This is a genomic window from Photobacterium malacitanum (assembly GCF_900185615.1).
In the GTDB taxonomy this organism is placed as follows: Bacteria; Pseudomonadota; Gammaproteobacteria; order Enterobacterales; family Vibrionaceae; genus Photobacterium; species Photobacterium malacitanum.
On sequence record NZ_FYAK01000006.1, the window covers coordinates 76,371 to 95,253 of the forward strand.

Consider the following 18,883-nt stretch of genomic DNA (forward strand, 5'->3'; position numbering starts at 1 on the left):
ACAAATTAAGCTTCTGAATTCGCAGTATTTGCTTCAGCTTGGTTTTCTAGGTAGTTCATGAATAAAGCATCAAAGTTTACTGGTGCTAAGTTCAATTGTGGGAATGTACCTTTAACCACTAGGCTCGAAATTGTTTCGCGTGCATATGGGAACAAAATGTTCGGGCAGAATGCGCCTAGGCAATGAGCTAGCTGCGGTGCTTCCATACCAGCAACAGTGAAAATACCACCTTGTTGAACTTCACATAGGAATGCATTTTCTTCTTCGTTCTTCACAGTTACAGTAAGACGAAGTACAACTTCATATACACCTTCAGCTAATTCACGGCTTTGAGTATCAAGATCCAATTTCACATCTGGATTCCATTCTTTTTGGAATACGTCTGGCGAGTTTGGCGCTTCAAAAGACACATCTTTTAGGAATACGCGTTGAATTTGGAAGTTTTGTTGTACTTCAGTATTTGCTGCTTCAGCCATTTTGGGAGTCCTTTATAAATACTCGCTACCACGAGCTATTAACAATACTAGCAACTGTGAATTCCACAGGCTGCATCAATTTGAATCATAACTTCACACTCAACAGGCTGCAAAGTTACATCGAATACAATTATTTTTTCTTACTCGCAACAAGCGGTAAGTTTGCTTCATTCCAAGCAATAAGACCGTCTTTTAAAACGTTAACATTAGTAAAACCATCTTTACTTAACTGGTTTGCACTCTCTTGTGCAGTTTGACCTGTCTTACATACAACAATAATTGGGGCAGCTTTGTGTTTTTCAAGCTCTGGCGTGTTCTGACGTTGAATTTGACTTGGTAAAATGTGAACTGAACCTACAATATGACCCTTACGGAACTCATCACGATTACGAATATCAAGGAACACACCGTCTTCGTTATTCACTAATGCGGTTGCTTCGTTAATACTAATCGTTTTGTACTTAGCATTTTTCTCCTTTACCATCGAGCTGATCAGTGCAACTACAATACCAATCCAAGCTAATGATAAAACAGGGTTACTGGTTAGAAATTCAATATATTGATGCATTTACTTTACTCTGTTGTCATGGTTAGCTACTGCCTGCCATGATATGACGGGGCTAAAAAAATGAGTGTGAGTATACCTAGGATGCTGATCTTGTAACAGCACCCCTGAGTATAAAAGCTTATTGACTAATGACCTATCAATGAAATAGAAAAAAACTGTGATCTAGGGCTTACACTTTAATCAATAAATGCCTATATTCGACTCACAGGATAAATAGCTATGCGATGATTTAGTTGCATCTACTGCTACTGCTTTAATGTGCTTTTGTAGTAAAATCATGATAATTATTATATCAATTACCTTAAGCGGTGCGTCGTACACTGCGCCTATTAAGGTAATTGATGTATTTTATTTAATTCGAAGAGGGACAGCATATGTCTGCCAAGAAACCACTTGCACTTGTTATTCTAGATGGCTGGGGCTACCGCGAAGATAACGCCAATAACGCGATTGCGAACGCTAACACACCTGTAATGGATGCGTTAATGGCTAACAATCCTAATACGCTTATTGCAGCTTCTGGCTTAGAAGTTGGCCTACCTGAAGGCCAAATGGGTAACTCTGAAGTGGGTCATACTAATATCGGTGCAGGCCGTGTGGTATATCAAGATCTAACTCGTATTACTAAAGCTATTGGCGATGGTGAGTTTTTTGAAAACGAAGCACTGGTTAGCGCAATTGATAAAGCAGTAAATGCAGGTAAAGCGGTTCATATTTTAGGTCTTGTTTCTCCTGGTGGCGTACACAGCCATGAAGACCATATTGCTGCAGCTATTGAAATGGCAGCAAAACGTGGCGCAGAAAAAATCTACCTACATGCTTTCCTTGACGGTCGTGATACACCACCACGTAGCGCACAACATTCACTAGAGCGTTTTGATGCCCTATTTGCAAAACTAGGTAAAGGTCGTACAGCGTCTCTTGTCGGTCGTTACTATGCAATGGATCGTGATAATAACTGGGATCGCGTTGAGGTTGCTTACAACTTACTGACTGCAGCTAAAGGTGAATATACTTTCGCTAATGCCACTGAAGGTCTAGCAGCAGCTTACGAGCGCGATGAAAACGATGAGTTCGTTAAAGCAACTGAACTTCGTGCTGAAGGCCAAGAAGCGGCAATCATGGCCGATGGCGATAGCGTTATCTTCATGAACTACCGTGCTGACCGTGCCCGCGAAATTACTCGTACATTTGAACCTAGCTTTACTGACTTTGCACGTGCACAGTTCCCACAGTTAGCTGATTTTGTAATGTTAACTCAGTACGCTGCTGATATTGAACTAACTACAGCTTTTGCACCTGCAAGCCTAGATAATACACTAGGTGAGTGGCTATCAAAGAAAGGTAAGAAACAGCTACGTATTTCTGAAACTGAAAAATACGCCCACGTTACTTTCTTCTTTAACGGCGGTAAAGAAGACGAGTTTGAAGGTGAATCACGTTCATTAGTTGCATCACCAAAAGTGGCAACTTACGATCTTCAACCAGAAATGAGCTCACCAGAGCTAACTGAAAAATTAGTTGCTGCAATTAAGAGTGGCGAGTTTGACGTTATTATCTGTAACTACCCTAACGGTGACATGGTTGGCCATACTGGCGTTTATGATGCTGCGGTTAAAGCCTGTGAAGCGCTTGATAGCTGCATTGGTCAAGTTGTTGCTGCAATCAAAGAAATGGACGGCCAATTATTAATCACAGCTGACCACGGTAACGCAGAAATGATGATCAACCCTGAAACGGGTGGCATCCATACTGCACACACTAACTTGCCAGTACCATTAATCTACGTTGGCAATAAGAACCTTGATCTTAAGTCTGGCGGTAAGCTTTCTGATCTAGCGCCAACAATGCTGTCGCTAACAGATATCGAAATCCCAGCAGAGATGTCTGGTCAGGTGCTATACAATCTGAAATAATTATCCCATGCGGGATATTATTCATAGACACCTCAACCTAAAAATCCGCGCCAGTGCTTTATGCACTGGCGCTTTTCTATGTGTGGTTTTTGCAGCCCCATGTGCAGCATCCAGTCAAAAACAGCTTGATGGCGTAAAACAGGAAATATCACGCCAAAAAAATCAGCTCGATAGTAATCAGCAAAACTATGCTGCGTTACAAAAACAACTTAAACAACATGAACTGGATATCGCTCAAACTGCAAATAAAATCCATCAAACCAATGACCAGTTAGCCGCGCTAACTCAGTCAATTACCAAGCTAGAGAATCAATTACAGCAGTTACAACAACAACAACAGCAACAACTTAGTGTGCTCAAAACCTTGATTAATGCTCAATATCGTCAAGGCAATAACAGTGACATCGCCAATCTTCTCAGTGGTGAAAATTCAGCAAAATTAGATCGAATGACAACCTATGCTGAATATGTCAGTAAAGCGCGTGCCACTGCCATTGATAAGCTTGATGCGACCAAAACTGAATTACAGCTTAAGATTCACACCTTAGCTGAACAAAAAACCGAAAAGCAGCAAGCACTTACTGAGCTCAATCAACAAAAACAACAGCTTGATAGCCAGCAACAATCACGCCAATTGACGCTCAATAAAATAAAAGCTCAAATTCATACCAGCACTGAAGCTCTGGCTGATCTTCGGGCTGATGAAAAGAATATGCTTGAAGCTATCGCCAAAGCCAAAGCAGAAGCAATTGCACGCGCTAAAGCTGAAGCTGCTGCACGTGCCAAGGCTGAAGCTGAAGCTCAGGCCCGTATTGCTGCAGCCAAAGAAGCCAAAGCAAGGGCAATAGCAGAGGCACAAGCTAAACAGCTCAATGCGCGTTACGCTAAAATGAAAGTACCTATGGATGGCTTATCTAGTCATAAAGGTAAGCTGATATGGCCATTGCGAGGGCCAATCATCCATAATTATGGTGCGCCATTACAGCGTGAACTGCACTGGAAAGGCATGGTGATCAGTCAACCGATTGGTAGCCAAGTAAAAGCCATTTACTCCGGTAAAGTAGTATTTGCGGATTGGCTACGCGGTTATGGCCTGATGATCGCTATCGATCATGGTAAAGGCGATATGAGCTTCTATGGCTATAACCAAACCCTACTCAAGAAAATTGGTGATTCAGTGCAAGCTGGTGAGCCAATAGCATTAGTGGGTGATAGTGGTGGCCAAGAACAACCAGGGCTATATTTCCAGATCCGCCGCAAAGGCACACCGGTTGATCCGCGGCCATGGTTAAAACGCTAATATACGATTGAATTAGCAAGGTTGGTCTATTAGGCCAACCTTATTCAATGATTATTGACTGCTCGCGATCTTCTGCTGCTCTAAATACTGCTGTTCTTGTTCTAGATAATAACGCTGCAATGCTGTGACGCGTTGCTGACCAAGATCGGTCGCTAATGGACGTACGATATTCAACATTTGTTGCACACCGTGATAAATCACTGTCTGAGTTATTTTTGCGCCCGCGACTTGAGTAGTTTGATAGCTAATCCATGATGAAGCGACCAACTTTAGCGTATCTGCTAATACTTTGAGATCAGCATCAGCGAGTGCAAGCAGACCTGCATCACGAAAATTGATCATAATTTGACTAATATTAAGCTGAAGTTGATTTTGTACTGCCAGGTATTTAGCCTGTAGCGTCGCATCTCGGCGTAAAATATCAGGTAGATTGGCATAGAAAAATCGATAACGCCACATCAATAGAAACACCGCATCAAGATAACGTAATAAATTATCTTCGATAGTTTCATCGGCACCCATAGGCTCAAAACTAACTTTTAAATCAATGGCATACTGATCAAATATACAATGAATTATTTGTTCTTTATTACGAAAATGATAATACAGATTACCAGGGCTGATCCCTAAATCAGCAGCAATATGGTTGGTGGTGACATTGGGTTCACCGTGTTCATTAAACAACGCCAATGCTGCATGAATAATTCGATCGCGGGTTTTCATTTTATTATCATCCTTCGCCCTTGCTGTGGATATAATGTTATCATAATTTAAGATTTATCATCTGAGTAAGGTAATAAAAACCATGGCTTTAGCTATCAACGTAAATAATGTTCAATTGCTAAAAATGCGTTATTACTCAGTATTAATAAACTGGATGAATGGTTGATTTAATTATCATTTTACCTTCAGTTCAATAACGGTAGAATATACAAACGACGCTGGCAATAACCACGTTATAAGTACGTTGGCATCATAACTCGTCCACACCATAACTTCGTGAGATAAACGTAATTGATATGACTAAAAACCATTACGACAAACAAGCTTATAACCCTCAGTTTGAGTGGTCTTTTATCCACCCTCGTTATTGGGGTACGTGGCTCGCGGTAATCATTGCTTCACTATTAAGCTTATTGCCTCATGGTGCACGTCGTGCACTAGCAACTATTTTTGCCAAACAAGCCATCAAACTTAAAAGCGGTGCTAACCATCGTGCGCGCGTTAATCTCAAAATGTGCTTTCCTGAAAAATCAGAGGCTGAGCGCGAAGCGATTTTATTACAAAATTTAATCACTGCAGGCAGCTTTCTAACAGGGTTTGCATCGCTGTCATTACGCAATAAAGCTTGGCTTGAGCAGCACACGGTTATTCGTGGTATGGAAAACCTTACCTGCCTTACTGAGCAGCAACAAAGCGTGATTTTATTAGTGCCGCATACGTGGGCTATTGATATTCCAGCAGTGTTACTTGCCTCGCGTGGATTACCTGTATCAGCAATGGCAAAAAAACAAAAAAACCCAGTATCGGATTGGCTAATGCACCGTCAACGGGTGCAATATGGCGGCCGTGTTTATGAACGCAGTGGCGGTATTAAACCGTTTATTAAATCAGTACGTGAAGGCTATTTAGGTTATTACCTGCCTGATGAAGATTTAGGCCCAGAACACAGTGTCTTTGTTGATTTCTTTGGCACCACCAAAGCGACGATGGCAGGCTTAGGTCGACTATCAAAATTAAGTCGCGCTAAAATTGTACCGTTATTTGCCATGTACAACAGTGAAACAGGCATGTATGAATTGGATTTTTATCCCGCCCTGCCGTTTCCTGCAGAAACAGAAGAGCAAGATGCGCGCATGATGAATCAATGCATTGAACAATATGTTAGTCAGCGCCCAGAGCAATATATGTGGATTTTACGCTTGTTGAAGACACGTCCGAATAATGATGAGAAACCTTATGCTCAAAGCTAACTTAGCACTACTATTTATTATCCTTCCGTTTACATGGATGATCAGTGGTCAATTTTTATTTTCAAATGGTGATAAGGTACTTGTTATTATTACGGTTATCGCTCTTATAACAACATTATTTAAGTATGGTTTTACGCCATTAAAGAAAAATATAATAAATAACCAATATCTATATTTACTAATTATATTTTCAGGTATATCTGTTATTTATAACTATTTCTACAAATCAGATATTATTAATATTCGTTCTGTTTTATGTATCATCCTTTATTTCATTTTTATTCCATTAAATATAGTGTCCACTCGTGTAATAGCATACAGCACTCTTATTGGTAGTATCGGTGCAACTAGTTTTGCATTTTGGCAGAAGAATATTTTACATCTAGATCGAGCCGTATGGCAATTAAATGCTATACCGTATGCAGCTTGCTGTCTTATATTAATGATCGCAGCGATAATGTTATGTTTTATATACAAAGATAAAAAAGAAATACTAGCGATCTCGATACTAGCTGCAGCAACTTCTTTTTACGCTATTATATTAACAGAAACTCGTGGGGTTTTAATTGCTGTTTTATCAGTTTTTTTATGCCTATTTTTATATATTTTATCAACAAAACTATCTTTAAAAATAAAAATAACAACTATTTCTATTTTAGTTGTTATAACAACAATTGGTGTATACTCCACTAAAGACCGTCTTATTCATGATACGTTTCAAGGATTTTCACAATATAAACAAGGTGACGATCTATCAAATACAGCATCCAGATTAGCAATGTGGAAAGCCGCTCTATTACTTATTCCTCAGCAGCCAATATCTGGCTTTGGCGATAATTTTGAGCCTGCGATTGAAAATCTTTATCACGAAAAAAAAATCAGCCCACAACTTTATAACTTACATCTGCTGCACTTTCACAATCAGTTTATTGATACAACTGTCAAGCATGGAATAATCGGCTTTATGTTATTACTATTGTTTCTGTTATTCCCTTTTTATATTCTACAAAAGACAGAGCACTCGAAAGAAAGTAAATTATCGATACTTATGTTAACACTTGGTATCGTCATAAGTGGATTAACCGACGTACCACTTGAACACAAACAAGTCTTTGTTTTATACGTTGTTTTTATTTATTTGTTTTTAAATAATCCCAACCGAACATCATTGTAAACGATAAAGGCACCAATTATAACTAGGTGCCTTTTACTTATTTAATCATAGAAAAAAACTGTATATATTGTTTAGCTATTTTGGTTGCATCAAAATTAATATATATCTTTTCAAAGTCTACTGCTTCTTTATTTAACAATAATTCATCAATTTTACTTGAAATATTTACAGGTTCTGCTTCTTTAACTAAATAATATTTCAGTTGGCCAGTCATAATTTCTGCAGGTCCAGAATAACAGTCAACACTTACGATTGGTGTCTGACAAATTAAAGCTTCCACTAATACATTACCAAAGCCTTCAGTTTCTGAAGTTAATATTAATGCCTTCGCTTTTTTTATTATAGGAAATGGATTATTAGAAAATGGAAATATAAATACTTTATCACTAATATCTAACCTATCAATCAATTTTAATAAAGATGCTTTATACTCATTGCAGCCATCACCAATAATAAATAAATTTACGTCCTTATTAATTAAGGCATAGGCATTAATTAATAGTTCTAGCCTTTTTTCTGTTGCTAGTCGTCCAACATAGCAAATATAATCATTTTTTAAAAAAAACTCATCTAGTGGTTTTTCTGATAAGCTCTTTATTTCATCAATCGCAAACGGATTATAAATAGTTGTAATACTCAGGTAAGAGCTTGTAATTGATGAAATAAAATCAGCCATGCCTTTAGAAACACAAATAATATGCTTATTATTAATCTTTTTTAATAGCTTTAGCCGATACTTTAATTTCCTAAAATAGTTTTTATTTTCGTAGCTTATTTTATCACAGCTATGTTGCTGGATTATCAAACGCGGATCATCAATTACAGAAACTATATTTATAGTGTCACCATGCCCACATAAAATAACATCAAACTTATGCTTACAATCTTCGTCATACAACCATTTTGAAAATATTGGAGCATATTTTATTATTTTCTTATACTTAATTTCTTTCGGAATATTAAGTATATGAAGTTGTATATCACTATCTACTTCTAGCTCTTTTTCTGCATCTAAACAAATAAAGTCACACTGATGCCCTAGTGCTATAAACTCTTTCGCCAATCGCAAAGCAACAACTTGCACGCCTTCAATTTTCAAATCTCGCAAAAAGAAACCAATTCTCATGCTAACGCCTTTAAAATAGTTGCACGTGCCAACACTAAATCCTGCCAATCAAACTCATGCACATGAACGCTATCATTATCACTGAACGGTTTACGATTAAGCAACCGCTGAGAATACATTCCAACAGGTTTCCATTCCTCATAATTTTGCATATTGTAACGATAAATGCCAATAACCGGTTTATTGAGTGCCGATGCCATATGCACTACAGCAGTATCCGGAGTAAAGGTAAAATCAGCAATATCAATAATAGCTAGTGATATTTCAAAACTTGCAAGACAGTTAGGTGAAATAACCATAGCATCATTTACAGCAGTGACTAAACGCGCAATAAATTTATCCTCTCCCGGTGTCGGGATAATAACTAATAAATCATCAGGGAACTGCTGTCGCCATTGAAGTATTAATGTTTTCGCATGTTCAAATGAAAAACGACGATACTTACTTGAACCAAATAAATTAACCCCTACTACGTGGTTAAATTGTTGTTGTGCTTGATTAATAAATAGCTGCAAATCAGCTCGCTGCTGACTAAACTCCGGAAGAGGTAACTGGCATTGTTCACCAATGGGGTGAGATATAAGTAGTTTGGCGGCTGCAATATATCGCTCTTTAAAATGAACATATTGTGGTGCAACTTCAACATCAAATAAATGATAGTGCTGTTTATTAAAACCAAGGTAATGCTTGGCCTTAAACTGAGAGGATAAGCATAAATCTTTATGGCTACAATTCGTACCAAGATCAACAAACAGATCAAATTTACCAAAATTATCAGTTATTATCTGCTTTTTCTTCATTTTATTATAAATAATATAATTATCAGCAGGCGCGGCGTTCTCCAACCATAGTTTTGTCGTCGTACCCGTTAAAACTGTAATCTTTATATCTGGGCGATATTGGCGCAGTAATTTAATAAAATTACCACACATAATGGCGTCACCTAACTTATTATCCCAGCGTAGGAGTAGAATTGTTTTAATCTTCGATGGCTCAAAATCAATCTCCTGCATGCGCTTATCGTATACTTTTCGATAAAGATTAAGTTTTAATGCTTTCATCTTGTTACGGATGAAACGCCATCCTGCCTTTATTTTTCTCACCCAATTCATATAAAAGCTCAACCACCGTAAATATATAAATAAAAAATATGAATAACTACATTTAAAAACATCAGCTAAAAAATAATAGCTAGCGAGAAATTACATTAACAAATGCACATAAAAAACTAGAATATAATCGTGTTACTAACTTTTTAATTCTCACTAATGGCTGCATTACTTTTTGCTTACGGCAACCAATCGTCGAATTTTTATCGCCTCCAGGTCTAACCGGAGCTGGATAAAGCCCATAAATAGCTTGTCGATGCAAATATGTATTACGAATAAATACATCTACAGGTAAGATCATTTTTTCGCTTGCACTTAAAAATGCCTGCGCACAATGTGGCGAAATAAAATACCCAGTAGTGCATTGAGGCACTTTTAAAAATTTAACTAATTTAACCTCATTCAGCTCTGCAGCCGAATAAAAAAGCTTCGTTTTCCATGGCTCAAGTCGAATAAAATGATGCTTATTCATCCATGATTTAGCCACTTCAATTAACGCACAAAAATCATCTCGAAGAATAAAATCATCTTCAAGAACAACCACTGGTTGATCGAGCTTAATGACTTGTTGCCAAGCTAAAATATGACTCGCGTAACAGCCTAGCTCTCCAGCCAAAGCTTTACGGCCACGATGACGAATAAAACTAGCTTCATCATAACGCTGTAATAAGGGATCGATTCCTAACCGTCCATCAACAGCATCAATAATATCATAGCTAAGCCCATGTCTCTTGAGTATCGTCTCTGCATGATCTCTTCTAGTTGTTGAAGAAGCGAGACTAATAAGAAGTACTTTCATCATATCCTTTTAAATCACTCATTATACTTATCAATAACCCCAAATCGTGGTGACTTTATTATCTGTAATAACTTGCTTTTTCTTAAAAAATAATTATCTACTCTATAAAAATTCAGACCAATATTTCATAATGTTTTCGTGTATTGTAACCTATAAAAATGTCTACAAGCGCTTATTAACTTCTTCTTGCTAAATATTGAGATATACAATGAAAATAATGGTATTCAGTTCATACATGGATGCATGGAACAGCGTTAGGCCTGAAGCTGAGATGATCATTGCGATGGCACAACAAGGCCACAAAGTAACGGTTGTGACTCAAGGTAATGCTGATTATGTGGCTCGTTTTCACGAACAAGGCATTAAAGTCATTGATGGATACCCGACAAAAAAAATATGCTGCAACACTATTAAACGGCTTCGCCATGAACTTAAACAAAACCAATACGATATCGTTTATGCAACCAATTCACGGACGATTCCAAATGCTGCCTTTGCTTGTATCGGTTTTCCTGCCACAAAACTCGTTACTTACCGAGGTACCGTTGGCGGTTTATATCGTCATGATCCCAGCGCGTATTTAACTCACCTTCATCCTCGTGTGAATGGTATCTCATGTGTAGCAAATAAGGTGCGAGAGGATGTCGCTAAGCAGGTGTGGTCAAATAAAAAGAATGTTGTTGCGATTCACAAAGGTCATAATTTGTCCTGGTACCAAACTCAAGCAGCCGATTTAAGCTCTTTAAATATTACTGCCAATGACTTCGTGATTATTTGTGTTGCTAACGCACGTCCCAGCAAAGGTGTACATGTACTATTAGAAGCAATGCAATATCTAGTAAAAGAGCCCAATATTCATTTATTACTGGCTGGACGCGGTATTGATACCACTGCCAATCAACAACTAGCCCAACAAACACCTTATCCAAATAACATTCACTTTCTTGGCTACCGCACTGATGTACCCGAATTAATGGCAGCAGCTAATGTACAAATTCAACCTTCTGTCAGTGGTGAAGGTCTACCCAAAACAGTCATTGAAGCGATGGCAATGGCCGTACCTTCAATTGTTACGACCACTGGAGGTAATGCTGAAATCGTTGAGGACGGTATTTCTGGTTTTGTGGTTGATACCAATAATGCTCACGCCATTGCCGATAAAATTAATTACCTGTACTCCCACAGTACTGAAGCTAAAGAGATGGGTTTAAAAGCTCAACACTATATAACCACTACGCTTTCTGTTGAAAATACAGCACAACAACATCTGGCATTTTTTGAACGCTTATTAAAACAATAAATTATGGTGAAAAATCCATTATGATCCTGTCATTATTACTGGCAGGATCATTTATTATTAAACGCCACTTTTTTCTGTCGTTGTTGTAATCGACGCTTGTTTTCAATACGTGCAGGAAAGACATATAAACAACGCTGTAAAAATAATTTACATCGCTCCCACATAGAATATTGAATCACAAAGCTAGGATCGCAATATTTTTTATAAAGTTGCTGCCACTCTTTAAATTGCCAATGCGCAACCTTACCTTTAGTTCTCGATACCCGCGCTTTTTCAGCAAATTTACGACATAAACCTACACCTACTTGCTGTGGCTCTGCGATAACAAAATTATTAGCAAAGCAACGATCTGAAAAAATTTGCTTTTCTGGATTATTATCAAGTAGCCCATTTAAAGTAAACTGCGAATCAAATTTCCTCATTGCTCGAACAAACAACATCTGCGTACAATCGATTGAATAATCAGGGAAACCAATGTTATAAGGGCAGTCTTTGGTTACAATAAAATCATCGATTAAGGGTATATTCCAACAAGCAATAACATCATCCGTTCGACCAAAATAGAAAAAATCACTCATATGAAAAACAACAGGAACCCCTTTTGCGTAACGTCGAGTAAAGGTATTAATTACTACAACTTTTTCATGGAAAAAACGGTCTTGCTCACATCGTTTGGGGAAATCTTGCTGTAAATGGAGAAATGCATCAGAAATCAAATAATTATCACTACGTAACTTCATCGCATAAGGCGTTGTCACTTGCTCTAATCCACTCAAGGTTGAAACAATTTGACGATTATTATTAAACGTTTGTGGTGTTCCATCTACATTATAAGCGCGGACATTGCTCCCCGGATCGTCACACAATACTAATTGATCATAATCTAAATCAGTAAGATCTTGATTATGCCAAGTAGATAAGATTATCTTCGCTCCCGGTAAAAAATAGCGAACTGAATCTAAGCACTTTCGTGTTATTCCAAACTCTTGCTCACGAGCATTAAATGTTTGAACGGGTCCTTGGACTACAACAGTAATATCTTTCGTACTTATCTTATGTTTATTCTTCATTGCCAATCCATTGCTTGATACTCTTCAATTAGCCACACTTATCGCTACTTATTAAATATCTCGAACTGTAGCGAATGATATTTTAACCGATAGCAATTAGGTCTCCTAGTTAACATTACTATCGTTAGTTATTATAATTAGCTCTTATCTAAATGATAACAAAATAAAAATTTAAAATTATGCTTTTAGTAGCCTAGTTAACAATAAATAAAATAATACTTATAAAAAAGGAACCTAGCACACCATGAAAAAATTAGTTATTGACTTAGATGGCACATTAACAACAGCAGATACAGCTGATTATCGACTTGTTTCCCCTAATAAAGACGTAATCAATAAGCTAATCGACTATAAACAACAAGGCTTTAGTATCACTATTTTTACCGCTCGAAATATGCGTACCTATGAAGGCAATCTCGGAAAAATAAACGTTCATACCCTACCAATTATTGTAGAATGGCTCGAGAAACATAGCGTACCTTATGATGAAATCATCGTTGGTAAGCCTTGGTGTGGCCATGACGGTTTCTACATTGACGATCGTGCGATTCGCCCATCTGAATTTGCCTCACTTTCAGCAAAAGAAATCAAAGGCTTACTTGATAAGGAAAAAATAAAGTGTTCTTGATTATGTCAGCAGCCTATGTTGATCAGGATTTAAAATCTGAATTTGGCAATATACCCCCAAGTTTATTACCACTTGGAAACCGTCGCTTATTTCAACATCAAATCGCTGCGGCGCCTAAGGGAAAAGCACTTTATCTTAGTCTACCGGAGTCTTATGATTTACCAGACATCGATGCTAAATGGCTTCAGCAACACAAGGTTACTGTACTCTCGATTCCGGATAATATATCGCTAGGAGCTTCGCTAGTTATTGCATTAAATCTTATCGATAAGCCAATCGATGCAAATCTTGAAGTATTATTTGGCGATACTCTAATTTCGCCATTACCTACAATTGAAGACTCAATAACGGTCTCTCAAGTAGAAGATTGTTACAATTGGTCTGCTGTAACAAATAACAAACATCATTGGATTCAAAACATTAATAACGATCTTGACCATACTAAAAATAATGTTGTCAGTGGCTATTTTCACTTCAGCCAACCACGTCAACTTATTCGCTGTATAACCCAAAGCCATTGGGATTTTCTTGAAGGCTTAAATCGCTACAACCAACAGATAGGTTTAACGACTGTTCGTACAACTAACTGGCTCGATTTTGGCCACGTAAACACTTATTATCGTTCTAAAGCGAAATTCACGACTCAACGTGCCTTTAACCAATTAAAAATATCACCTGAGTGGTGTGAAAAAAGCAGTATCAATGATTTGAAAATTCAGGCCGAAGCGAATTGGTTTGAGCATTTACCACCAATGATGCGTAATTATACGCCTCAATATATGGGTCATTATGAAGAACAAGGTATTTTCAGCTATCGTCTTGAATATCTTCATCATACAGCTCTGAATGAACTATTCGTTTTTGCCAATTTACCTTCCGTTATATGGCGCCAAATCATCAATAGTAGTTTATCTTTTTTAACTACGTGTCAGCAGTATTTGCAGCCAATTGATCAACCAGCAGCATCACTGGCACAACTCTTTGGTGAAAAAACATCACAACGCCTCAATGATTTTTGTCAAGATCGTGATTTTTCTTTAACAACGACTTGGTGTTATAACAATCAATATCATATCTCACTACAACAATTAGTCACCGACAGCCAGCAATATCTCCCCAACCCTGCTGCGGTTGCGACTATCATGCATGGTGATTTTTGTTTTAGTAATATTTTATATGACTTTAGAACCAATCGTATAAAAACCATTGATCCTCGAGGAATGACACCTGACGGCACCATGACTTTATTTGGTGATATTCGTTATGATTTAGCCAAATTAAGCCATTCTATTCTCGGTTTATATGACTGGATTATTGCGGGCTATTATCATGTCGACATTAGTGATAATAGGATAACCTTTGATATCGCAGGTTTCGAACAACACCAAGAAAATCAACAAATTTTCATTGAGTTAGTGAATGATAAATTTAACCTCTCAGCGGTCAATTTGTATGCGATGCAAATTCAATTATTCCTATCAATGTTGCCTCTTCATGCCGATGACCCTCGTCGTCAAGATGCACTAATGGCAAATGCATTCCGCCTTCATCAACTTATGGTAGCACAGACATTATGATCGTTATCCCAATGGCCGGGTTAAGCTCACGCTTTTTCAACGCTGGTTATACTCAACCTAAATATATGTTAGAAGCTCACAATCAAAGCTTATTTGATCATGCGGTAAAAAGTTTTGAGGCTTTATTTGATACCGAGTTATTTATGTTTATTATTCGAGATGTTTATCACACTCGTCAATTTATTGAAGCTCGTATTACAGCTCTTGGTATCAAAAATTTCCATATTACAGTTCTGACTCAAGACACCCGTGGTCAGGCAGAAACTGTAGCCCTTGGCCTTGCTGATATTAGCTATCAAGGTTCAATTACTATTTTTAATATCGATACCTTCCGCCCACATTTTAGCTATCCGGATTTGACACTATTAGGCGATGGTTACTTAGAAGTATTTGAGGGTACTGGTGATAATTGGTCATTTGCGAAACCTGCACAAGTAGGCTCGACACAAGTTATAGAAACCGCAGAAAAAAGACCGATATCAAATCTTTGCTGTACTGGGCTGTATTATTTTGCAGATATTAATGATTTTCATTATGCCTATAATAATTATATTTCTAAGCCAATAACTGAATGGGAAAAAGGCGAGCTTTATGTCGCTCCACTGTACAATATTCTAATCAGCGCAGGCAAAGAGATCCATTATCATCAAATAGATCGCCAACAAGTAATTTTTTGTGGTGTGCCTCAAGAGTATCTTGATTTTTTAAATCAGTAATTAATCCACCCTCATTACTCGGTCAGAGAATCCTAACTCGGTAAATTATTTATGACTAAAATTTTAATCATCGGTCCATCTTGGATTGGCGACATGGTGATGTCGCAGTGCTTATATATTGAATTAAAAAAACAATACCCAGATTGTATCATTGACGTAATGGCACCAGGTTGGTGTAAAACAGTATTGGCACGTATGCCCGAGATCAACAAAGCAATTGAAATGCCAATTGGTCATGGTGATTTTAACTTTTTTGCTCGCTACCAATTAGGTAAGGTATTACGTGATAACAACTATGATCACGCTTATATTCTACCCAATTCAGCCAAATCAGCGCTTATTCCTTTTTTCGCCAATATTCCAACTCGTACCGGCTGGAAAGGTGAAATGCGTTACGGGCTACTTAATGATTTACGTAACAATAAAAAATCATTTAATTTAATGATTGAACGTTATATTGCTTTGGCTCATCCAGCATCAGCGATGACAGGTTCTGGTTGCCTAACTGATATGCCTTTCCCTGCTCTGACTATTGATACTCAAAATCAACAGCAAGTACTTGAAAAGTTCAACGTTAACCAAAGCCGTACCTCAATTGCACTTTGCCCAGGAGCCGCTTACGGTTCAGCTAAATGCTGGCCAATTGATCATTATGCATCAGTAGCTAAAACGCTTATAGAGACTGGTTGTAATATTCTATTATTTGGCTCAGATAATGAAAAAACATTAACCGACCAAATTGAAAAATCTTTATCTAATAATGCCCAGCAGTATTGTCATAACTTGGCGGGTAAAACATCACTCACAGATGTTATCGATCTATTGGCATCATGCTCAACGGTTATCGGCAATGACTCTGGATTAATGCATGTTGCAGCAGCAGTACAATGCAATGTCGTTGCTCTTTATGGGCCAACCACACCAAATTACACGCCGCCACTCACCGATAAAAAAGCCATATTACACACAGATATTGAATGTCGACCGTGCTTTAAACGTGAGTGTCCTTTAGGGCACAACAAGTGCATGACTGAAATTTCACCACAACAAGTCATCGATGCGATTAGTCATTTACAAACATTATGATTCGAACTTTATATACCTTATTGTTAACCCTGATCGCTCCCATATTATTATGGGGGCTTTACCGTACCAAACCAGGAAAACCGGCTTTTGGTTCGCGTTGGAAAGAGCATTTTGGTTTTACGCCAGCGTTACTCAAAGCAGAACAACCGATTTGGATTCATGCAGCGTCAGTCGGTGAAGCGATTGCGATCGTGCCGGTTATTAAAGCACTCAAACAAGCCTACCCTGAGCAAGCCATTGTGGTGACCACGACCACCAGCACTGGTGCTGAGCAAATAGCAAAATTAGGTGATTGGGTTGAACATCGCTATATGCCAATTGATTTTGGGTGGTGTGTGCGTGGCTTTTTAAAAGCGATAAAGCCAAGATTATTTCTTATCGTCGAAAAAGAATTATGGCTCAATACCTTAACTTGTGTTCACCACCAAAACATTCCAACCATCATTGTTAATGCCCGCTTATCGGAACGTTCAGCCAAGCGCTACCAATCGTTTAGTTTTTTTACTCATCAATTGATCAATAAAATAGATAGAATTCTATGTTTACATGATGATGATGCTCGACGATTTATTGCTATTGGTGCTCAACAACATCAGGTAACAGTGACGGGCTCAATCAAATATGATCTCAGTATTGCTGACACTGTTTTTGAGCAAGCACGCCAACTGCGCCAACAACTCGGTATAGAGCGCCCTATTTTTGTCGCAGCGAGTACTCATCAAGGAGAAGACGAGCAAGTACTGGATGCCTATCAAGCCGTACAACAACAATATTCTAATGCGATGGTCATTATTGTGCCGCGTCACCCACAACGGTTCGATAGTGTAGCTAAACTCGCGCTAGATCGCGGCTTGCAAGTCCATCGCCGCACAGATGCCACACCAATCAATGCGAACACTCAGCTATATCTTGCAGATACGATGGGAGAAATGTTAGTCATGCTGGCCGCTGCTGATGTGACTTTTATGGGAGGAAGTTTAGTGGGTGAAAAAGTAGGTGGGCATAATCTATTAGAGCCAGCAGCGGTGGCAAAGCCTGCCATTACCGGCCCTAGTTATTATAATTTTGAGGATATCACCCAGCAATTATTAGCCGCTGGTGCAATTGAAATCTGTCATAATAGTCACCAATTAGCGCAACAATTGATAGCATTATTTAATGACCCTCAACGCCAACAACATATGGGTATACAGGGCCAAAGAATAGTGATTGAAAACCAAGGTGCGGTGAATAAAACTATCGCAAGCATTAGTCACTATTTAGCAGATGATTAACCTATCGTAATTCGAAGCTGACTTTTGTGTGCATAACCATCACACAAAGCAATCCAATCATCTTCACACCATTTAATCGCACGTTTATCGACTTCTTTGAGAAAAGAGCGCTTTAAACGTGCCAAATTGTCGACTTTCCAATCATCACCGTCGCGACAATCACATTTATCAAAATCAATCAGCCATGGACGCTGACTAGCATCTAATAAAATATTATGGGCATTCAAATCGGTGTGGCACACTTGTAAATCATGCATCTTACCAATCATTTCACCAATATCACGCCATACTGTTGCCGCGACCGTTTGGGTTTGTAGTAATGCCACTAAATCACGACTATTGGCAATCTTCTCTACCAATATATCCGCTTTATATGTCAGACCTTTTTTAACTGCACGCGCGGCAACAGGACGTGGTACATTAACCCCACCATCACGTAATAATTTTAATAGCGCTAACTCAGCCCCACTGCGAGTGTTATGCCAATCAGTAAACCAATAGCTATCATTGTTCACTTTAGCAAACAGCCCACCACGGTGATAATGCCGCAATGCCATTTCCAGTTTCTCATCGGCAACAAACCATGTTGTGCCACGCCCTGCGGCTGAACCAATAACTGCATCACGCTGACGCCAATACTCAATATCAAAGCAACCATGCGGATCTGCACTTAGATAATCGCTATCAAACCAAATGGCCTGGTTGTTACTGATAATTTCCTGCACTACAGCCTCTCTCGCATTTATTGTTGAATATTTTACAATTTCAATGGCTGGCGGCATAATTCACCA

18 protein-coding genes are annotated in these 18,883 nt (G+C 38.3%); 10 read left to right on the top strand and 8 right to left on the bottom strand.

All coding sequences use genetic code 11. The features are described from left to right. Positions 1 to 5: 5 nt before the first annotated feature. Positions 6 to 476: a protein-export chaperone SecB gene (gene secB, locus PMAL9190_RS13740; RefSeq protein WP_087845689.1), complete on the bottom strand. Its 471-nt coding sequence runs from the start codon at positions 474 to 476 to the stop codon at positions 6 to 8. A gap of 130 nt (positions 477 to 606) precedes the next feature. After that, positions 607 to 1,044, bottom strand: a complete 438-nt coding sequence (locus PMAL9190_RS13745) for a rhodanese-like domain-containing protein (RefSeq protein WP_087845690.1) — start codon at positions 1,042 to 1,044, stop codon at positions 607 to 609. 374 nt (positions 1,045 to 1,418) lie between these two features. On the opposite strand from PMAL9190_RS13745, the gene gpmM reads away from it, so the two are divergent. After that, positions 1,419 to 2,960, top strand: coding sequence for a 2,3-bisphosphoglycerate-independent phosphoglycerate mutase (gene gpmM, locus PMAL9190_RS13750; RefSeq protein WP_087845691.1), 1,542 nt, complete (start codon positions 1,419 to 1,421; stop codon positions 2,958 to 2,960). Positions 2,961 to 2,967: 7 nt separating this feature from the next. Beyond that, the gene (gene envC, locus PMAL9190_RS13755; RefSeq protein WP_087845692.1) at positions 2,968 to 4,260 is read left to right on the top strand and encodes a murein hydrolase activator EnvC; all 1,293 of its coding nucleotides are present in this window, start codon (positions 2,968 to 2,970) and stop codon (positions 4,258 to 4,260) included. 51 nt (positions 4,261 to 4,311) lie between these two features. Here the strand turns inward: envC and PMAL9190_RS13760 are convergent, their stop codons facing one another. Beyond that, entirely contained in the window at positions 4,312 to 4,983 is a 672-nt protein-coding gene (locus PMAL9190_RS13760; RefSeq protein WP_087845693.1) for a TetR/AcrR family transcriptional regulator, read from the bottom strand. A 296-nt stretch (positions 4,984 to 5,279) separates the two neighbouring features. On the opposite strand from PMAL9190_RS13760, the gene lpxM reads away from it, so the two are divergent. Both lpxM and PMAL9190_RS13770 read left to right on the top strand, forming a co-directional pair. Then, positions 5,280 to 6,233 (top strand): lauroyl-Kdo(2)-lipid IV(A) myristoyltransferase, encoded by a 954-nt coding sequence (lpxM, locus tag PMAL9190_RS13765; RefSeq protein ID WP_087845694.1) that lies wholly within the window; start codon positions 5,280 to 5,282, stop codon positions 6,231 to 6,233. Then, positions 6,220 to 7,407 (top strand): O-antigen ligase family protein, encoded by a 1,188-nt coding sequence (locus PMAL9190_RS13770; RefSeq protein ID WP_159458401.1) that lies wholly within the window; start codon positions 6,220 to 6,222, stop codon positions 7,405 to 7,407. Before lpxM ends, PMAL9190_RS13770 begins: the two co-directional genes overlap by 14 nt. Positions 7,408 to 7,444: 37 nt before the next feature. Here PMAL9190_RS13770 and PMAL9190_RS13775 read toward each other — a convergent pair whose 3' ends face one another. From PMAL9190_RS13775 to PMAL9190_RS13785, 3 genes are all read right to left on the bottom strand, one after another. Then, entirely contained in the window at positions 7,445 to 8,533 is a 1,089-nt protein-coding gene (locus PMAL9190_RS13775; protein WP_087845696.1) for a glycosyltransferase, read from the bottom strand. Continuing rightward, complete coding sequence (locus tag PMAL9190_RS13780) at positions 8,530 to 9,645, bottom strand: glycosyltransferase family 9 protein (protein ID WP_087845697.1); 1,116 nt, start codon at positions 9,643 to 9,645, stop codon at positions 8,530 to 8,532. Before PMAL9190_RS13780 ends, PMAL9190_RS13775 begins: the two co-directional genes overlap by 4 nt. A 79-nt stretch (positions 9,646 to 9,724) precedes the next feature. Beyond that, positions 9,725 to 10,444: a glycosyltransferase family 25 protein gene (locus PMAL9190_RS13785; RefSeq protein WP_087845698.1), complete on the bottom strand. Its 720-nt coding sequence runs from the start codon at positions 10,442 to 10,444 to the stop codon at positions 9,725 to 9,727. A gap of 205 nt (positions 10,445 to 10,649) precedes the next feature. Between PMAL9190_RS13785 and PMAL9190_RS13790 the strand changes: the two genes are divergently transcribed. Then, positions 10,650 to 11,741: a glycosyltransferase family 4 protein gene (locus PMAL9190_RS13790; protein ID WP_087845699.1), complete on the top strand. Its 1,092-nt coding sequence runs from the start codon at positions 10,650 to 10,652 to the stop codon at positions 11,739 to 11,741. A gap of 47 nt (positions 11,742 to 11,788) precedes the next feature. Here PMAL9190_RS13790 and PMAL9190_RS13795 read toward each other — a convergent pair whose 3' ends face one another. Next, a complete protein-coding gene (locus tag PMAL9190_RS13795) occupies positions 11,789 to 12,811 on the bottom strand; it encodes a WavE lipopolysaccharide synthesis family protein (protein WP_087845700.1) in 1,023 nt (340 codons plus the stop codon). Between the two features lie 244 nt (positions 12,812 to 13,055). Between PMAL9190_RS13795 and PMAL9190_RS13800 the strand changes: the two genes are divergently transcribed. Genes PMAL9190_RS13800 through waaA form a run of 5 tightly spaced genes read left to right on the top strand, consistent with a single transcriptional unit; the run spans position 13,056 to position 18,092 of the window. After that, a complete protein-coding gene (locus PMAL9190_RS13800; protein WP_087845701.1) occupies positions 13,056 to 13,439 on the top strand; it encodes an HAD hydrolase family protein in 384 nt (127 codons plus the stop codon). Further along, positions 13,430 to 15,016 carry a capsular biosynthesis protein gene (locus PMAL9190_RS13805; protein ID WP_087845702.1) on the top strand — a complete coding sequence of 529 codons (1,587 nt, stop codon included), beginning with the start codon at positions 13,430 to 13,432 and terminating at the stop codon, positions 15,014 to 15,016. The genes PMAL9190_RS13800 and PMAL9190_RS13805 overlap by 10 nt, the downstream gene beginning before the upstream one ends. Continuing rightward, positions 15,013 to 15,732, top strand: coding sequence for a glycosyltransferase family 2 protein (locus PMAL9190_RS13810; RefSeq protein WP_087845703.1), 720 nt, complete (start codon positions 15,013 to 15,015; stop codon positions 15,730 to 15,732). Before PMAL9190_RS13805 ends, PMAL9190_RS13810 begins: the two co-directional genes overlap by 4 nt. A 51-nt stretch (positions 15,733 to 15,783) precedes the next feature. Further along, a complete protein-coding gene (gene waaF, locus PMAL9190_RS13815; protein WP_087845704.1) occupies positions 15,784 to 16,818 on the top strand; it encodes a lipopolysaccharide heptosyltransferase II in 1,035 nt (344 codons plus the stop codon). Further along, positions 16,812 to 18,092 (top strand): lipid IV(A) 3-deoxy-D-manno-octulosonic acid transferase, encoded by a 1,281-nt coding sequence (gene waaA / locus PMAL9190_RS13820; RefSeq protein WP_087845705.1) that lies wholly within the window; start codon positions 16,812 to 16,814, stop codon positions 18,090 to 18,092. The genes waaF and waaA overlap by 7 nt, the downstream gene beginning before the upstream one ends. On the opposite strand, the gene PMAL9190_RS13825 is transcribed toward waaA, so the two are convergent. Then, entirely contained in the window at positions 18,089 to 18,817 is a 729-nt protein-coding gene (locus tag PMAL9190_RS13825; RefSeq protein WP_087845797.1) for a 3-deoxy-D-manno-octulosonic acid kinase, read from the bottom strand. The two genes, waaA and PMAL9190_RS13825, sit on opposite strands and share 4 nt — an antisense overlap. Between the last annotated feature and the right edge of the window lie 66 nt (positions 18,818 to 18,883).

What these genes read in the sequence shown, in the direction of transcription:
- secB (WP_087845689.1), bottom strand. Translation starts at nt 476, where the DNA reads ATGGCTGAAGCAGCAAATACTGAAGTACAACAAAACTTCCAAATTCAA.
- PMAL9190_RS13745 (WP_087845690.1), bottom strand. Translation starts at nt 1,044, where the DNA reads ATGCATCAATATATTGAATTTCTAACCAGTAACCCTGTTTTATCATTA.
- gpmM (WP_087845691.1), top strand. Translation starts at nt 1,419, where the DNA reads ATGTCTGCCAAGAAACCACTTGCACTTGTTATTCTAGATGGCTGGGGC.
- envC (WP_087845692.1), top strand. Translation starts at nt 2,968, where the DNA reads ATGCGGGATATTATTCATAGACACCTCAACCTAAAAATCCGCGCCAGT.
- PMAL9190_RS13760 (WP_087845693.1), bottom strand. Translation starts at nt 4,983, where the DNA reads ATGAAAACCCGCGATCGAATTATTCATGCAGCATTGGCGTTGTTTAAT.
- lpxM (WP_087845694.1), top strand. Translation starts at nt 5,280, where the DNA reads ATGACTAAAAACCATTACGACAAACAAGCTTATAACCCTCAGTTTGAG.
- PMAL9190_RS13770 (WP_159458401.1), top strand. Translation starts at nt 6,220, where the DNA reads ATGCTCAAAGCTAACTTAGCACTACTATTTATTATCCTTCCGTTTACA.
- PMAL9190_RS13775 (WP_087845696.1), bottom strand. Translation starts at nt 8,533, where the DNA reads ATGAGAATTGGTTTCTTTTTGCGAGATTTGAAAATTGAAGGCGTGCAA.
- PMAL9190_RS13780 (WP_087845697.1), bottom strand. Translation starts at nt 9,645, where the DNA reads ATGAATTGGGTGAGAAAAATAAAGGCAGGATGGCGTTTCATCCGTAAC.
- PMAL9190_RS13785 (WP_087845698.1), bottom strand. Translation starts at nt 10,444, where the DNA reads ATGATGAAAGTACTTCTTATTAGTCTCGCTTCTTCAACAACTAGAAGA.
- PMAL9190_RS13790 (WP_087845699.1), top strand. Translation starts at nt 10,650, where the DNA reads ATGAAAATAATGGTATTCAGTTCATACATGGATGCATGGAACAGCGTT.
- PMAL9190_RS13795 (WP_087845700.1), bottom strand. Translation starts at nt 12,811, where the DNA reads ATGAAGAATAAACATAAGATAAGTACGAAAGATATTACTGTTGTAGTC.
- PMAL9190_RS13800 (WP_087845701.1), top strand. Translation starts at nt 13,056, where the DNA reads ATGAAAAAATTAGTTATTGACTTAGATGGCACATTAACAACAGCAGAT.
- PMAL9190_RS13810 (WP_087845703.1), top strand. Translation starts at nt 15,013, where the DNA reads ATGATCGTTATCCCAATGGCCGGGTTAAGCTCACGCTTTTTCAACGCT.
- waaF (WP_087845704.1), top strand. Translation starts at nt 15,784, where the DNA reads ATGACTAAAATTTTAATCATCGGTCCATCTTGGATTGGCGACATGGTG.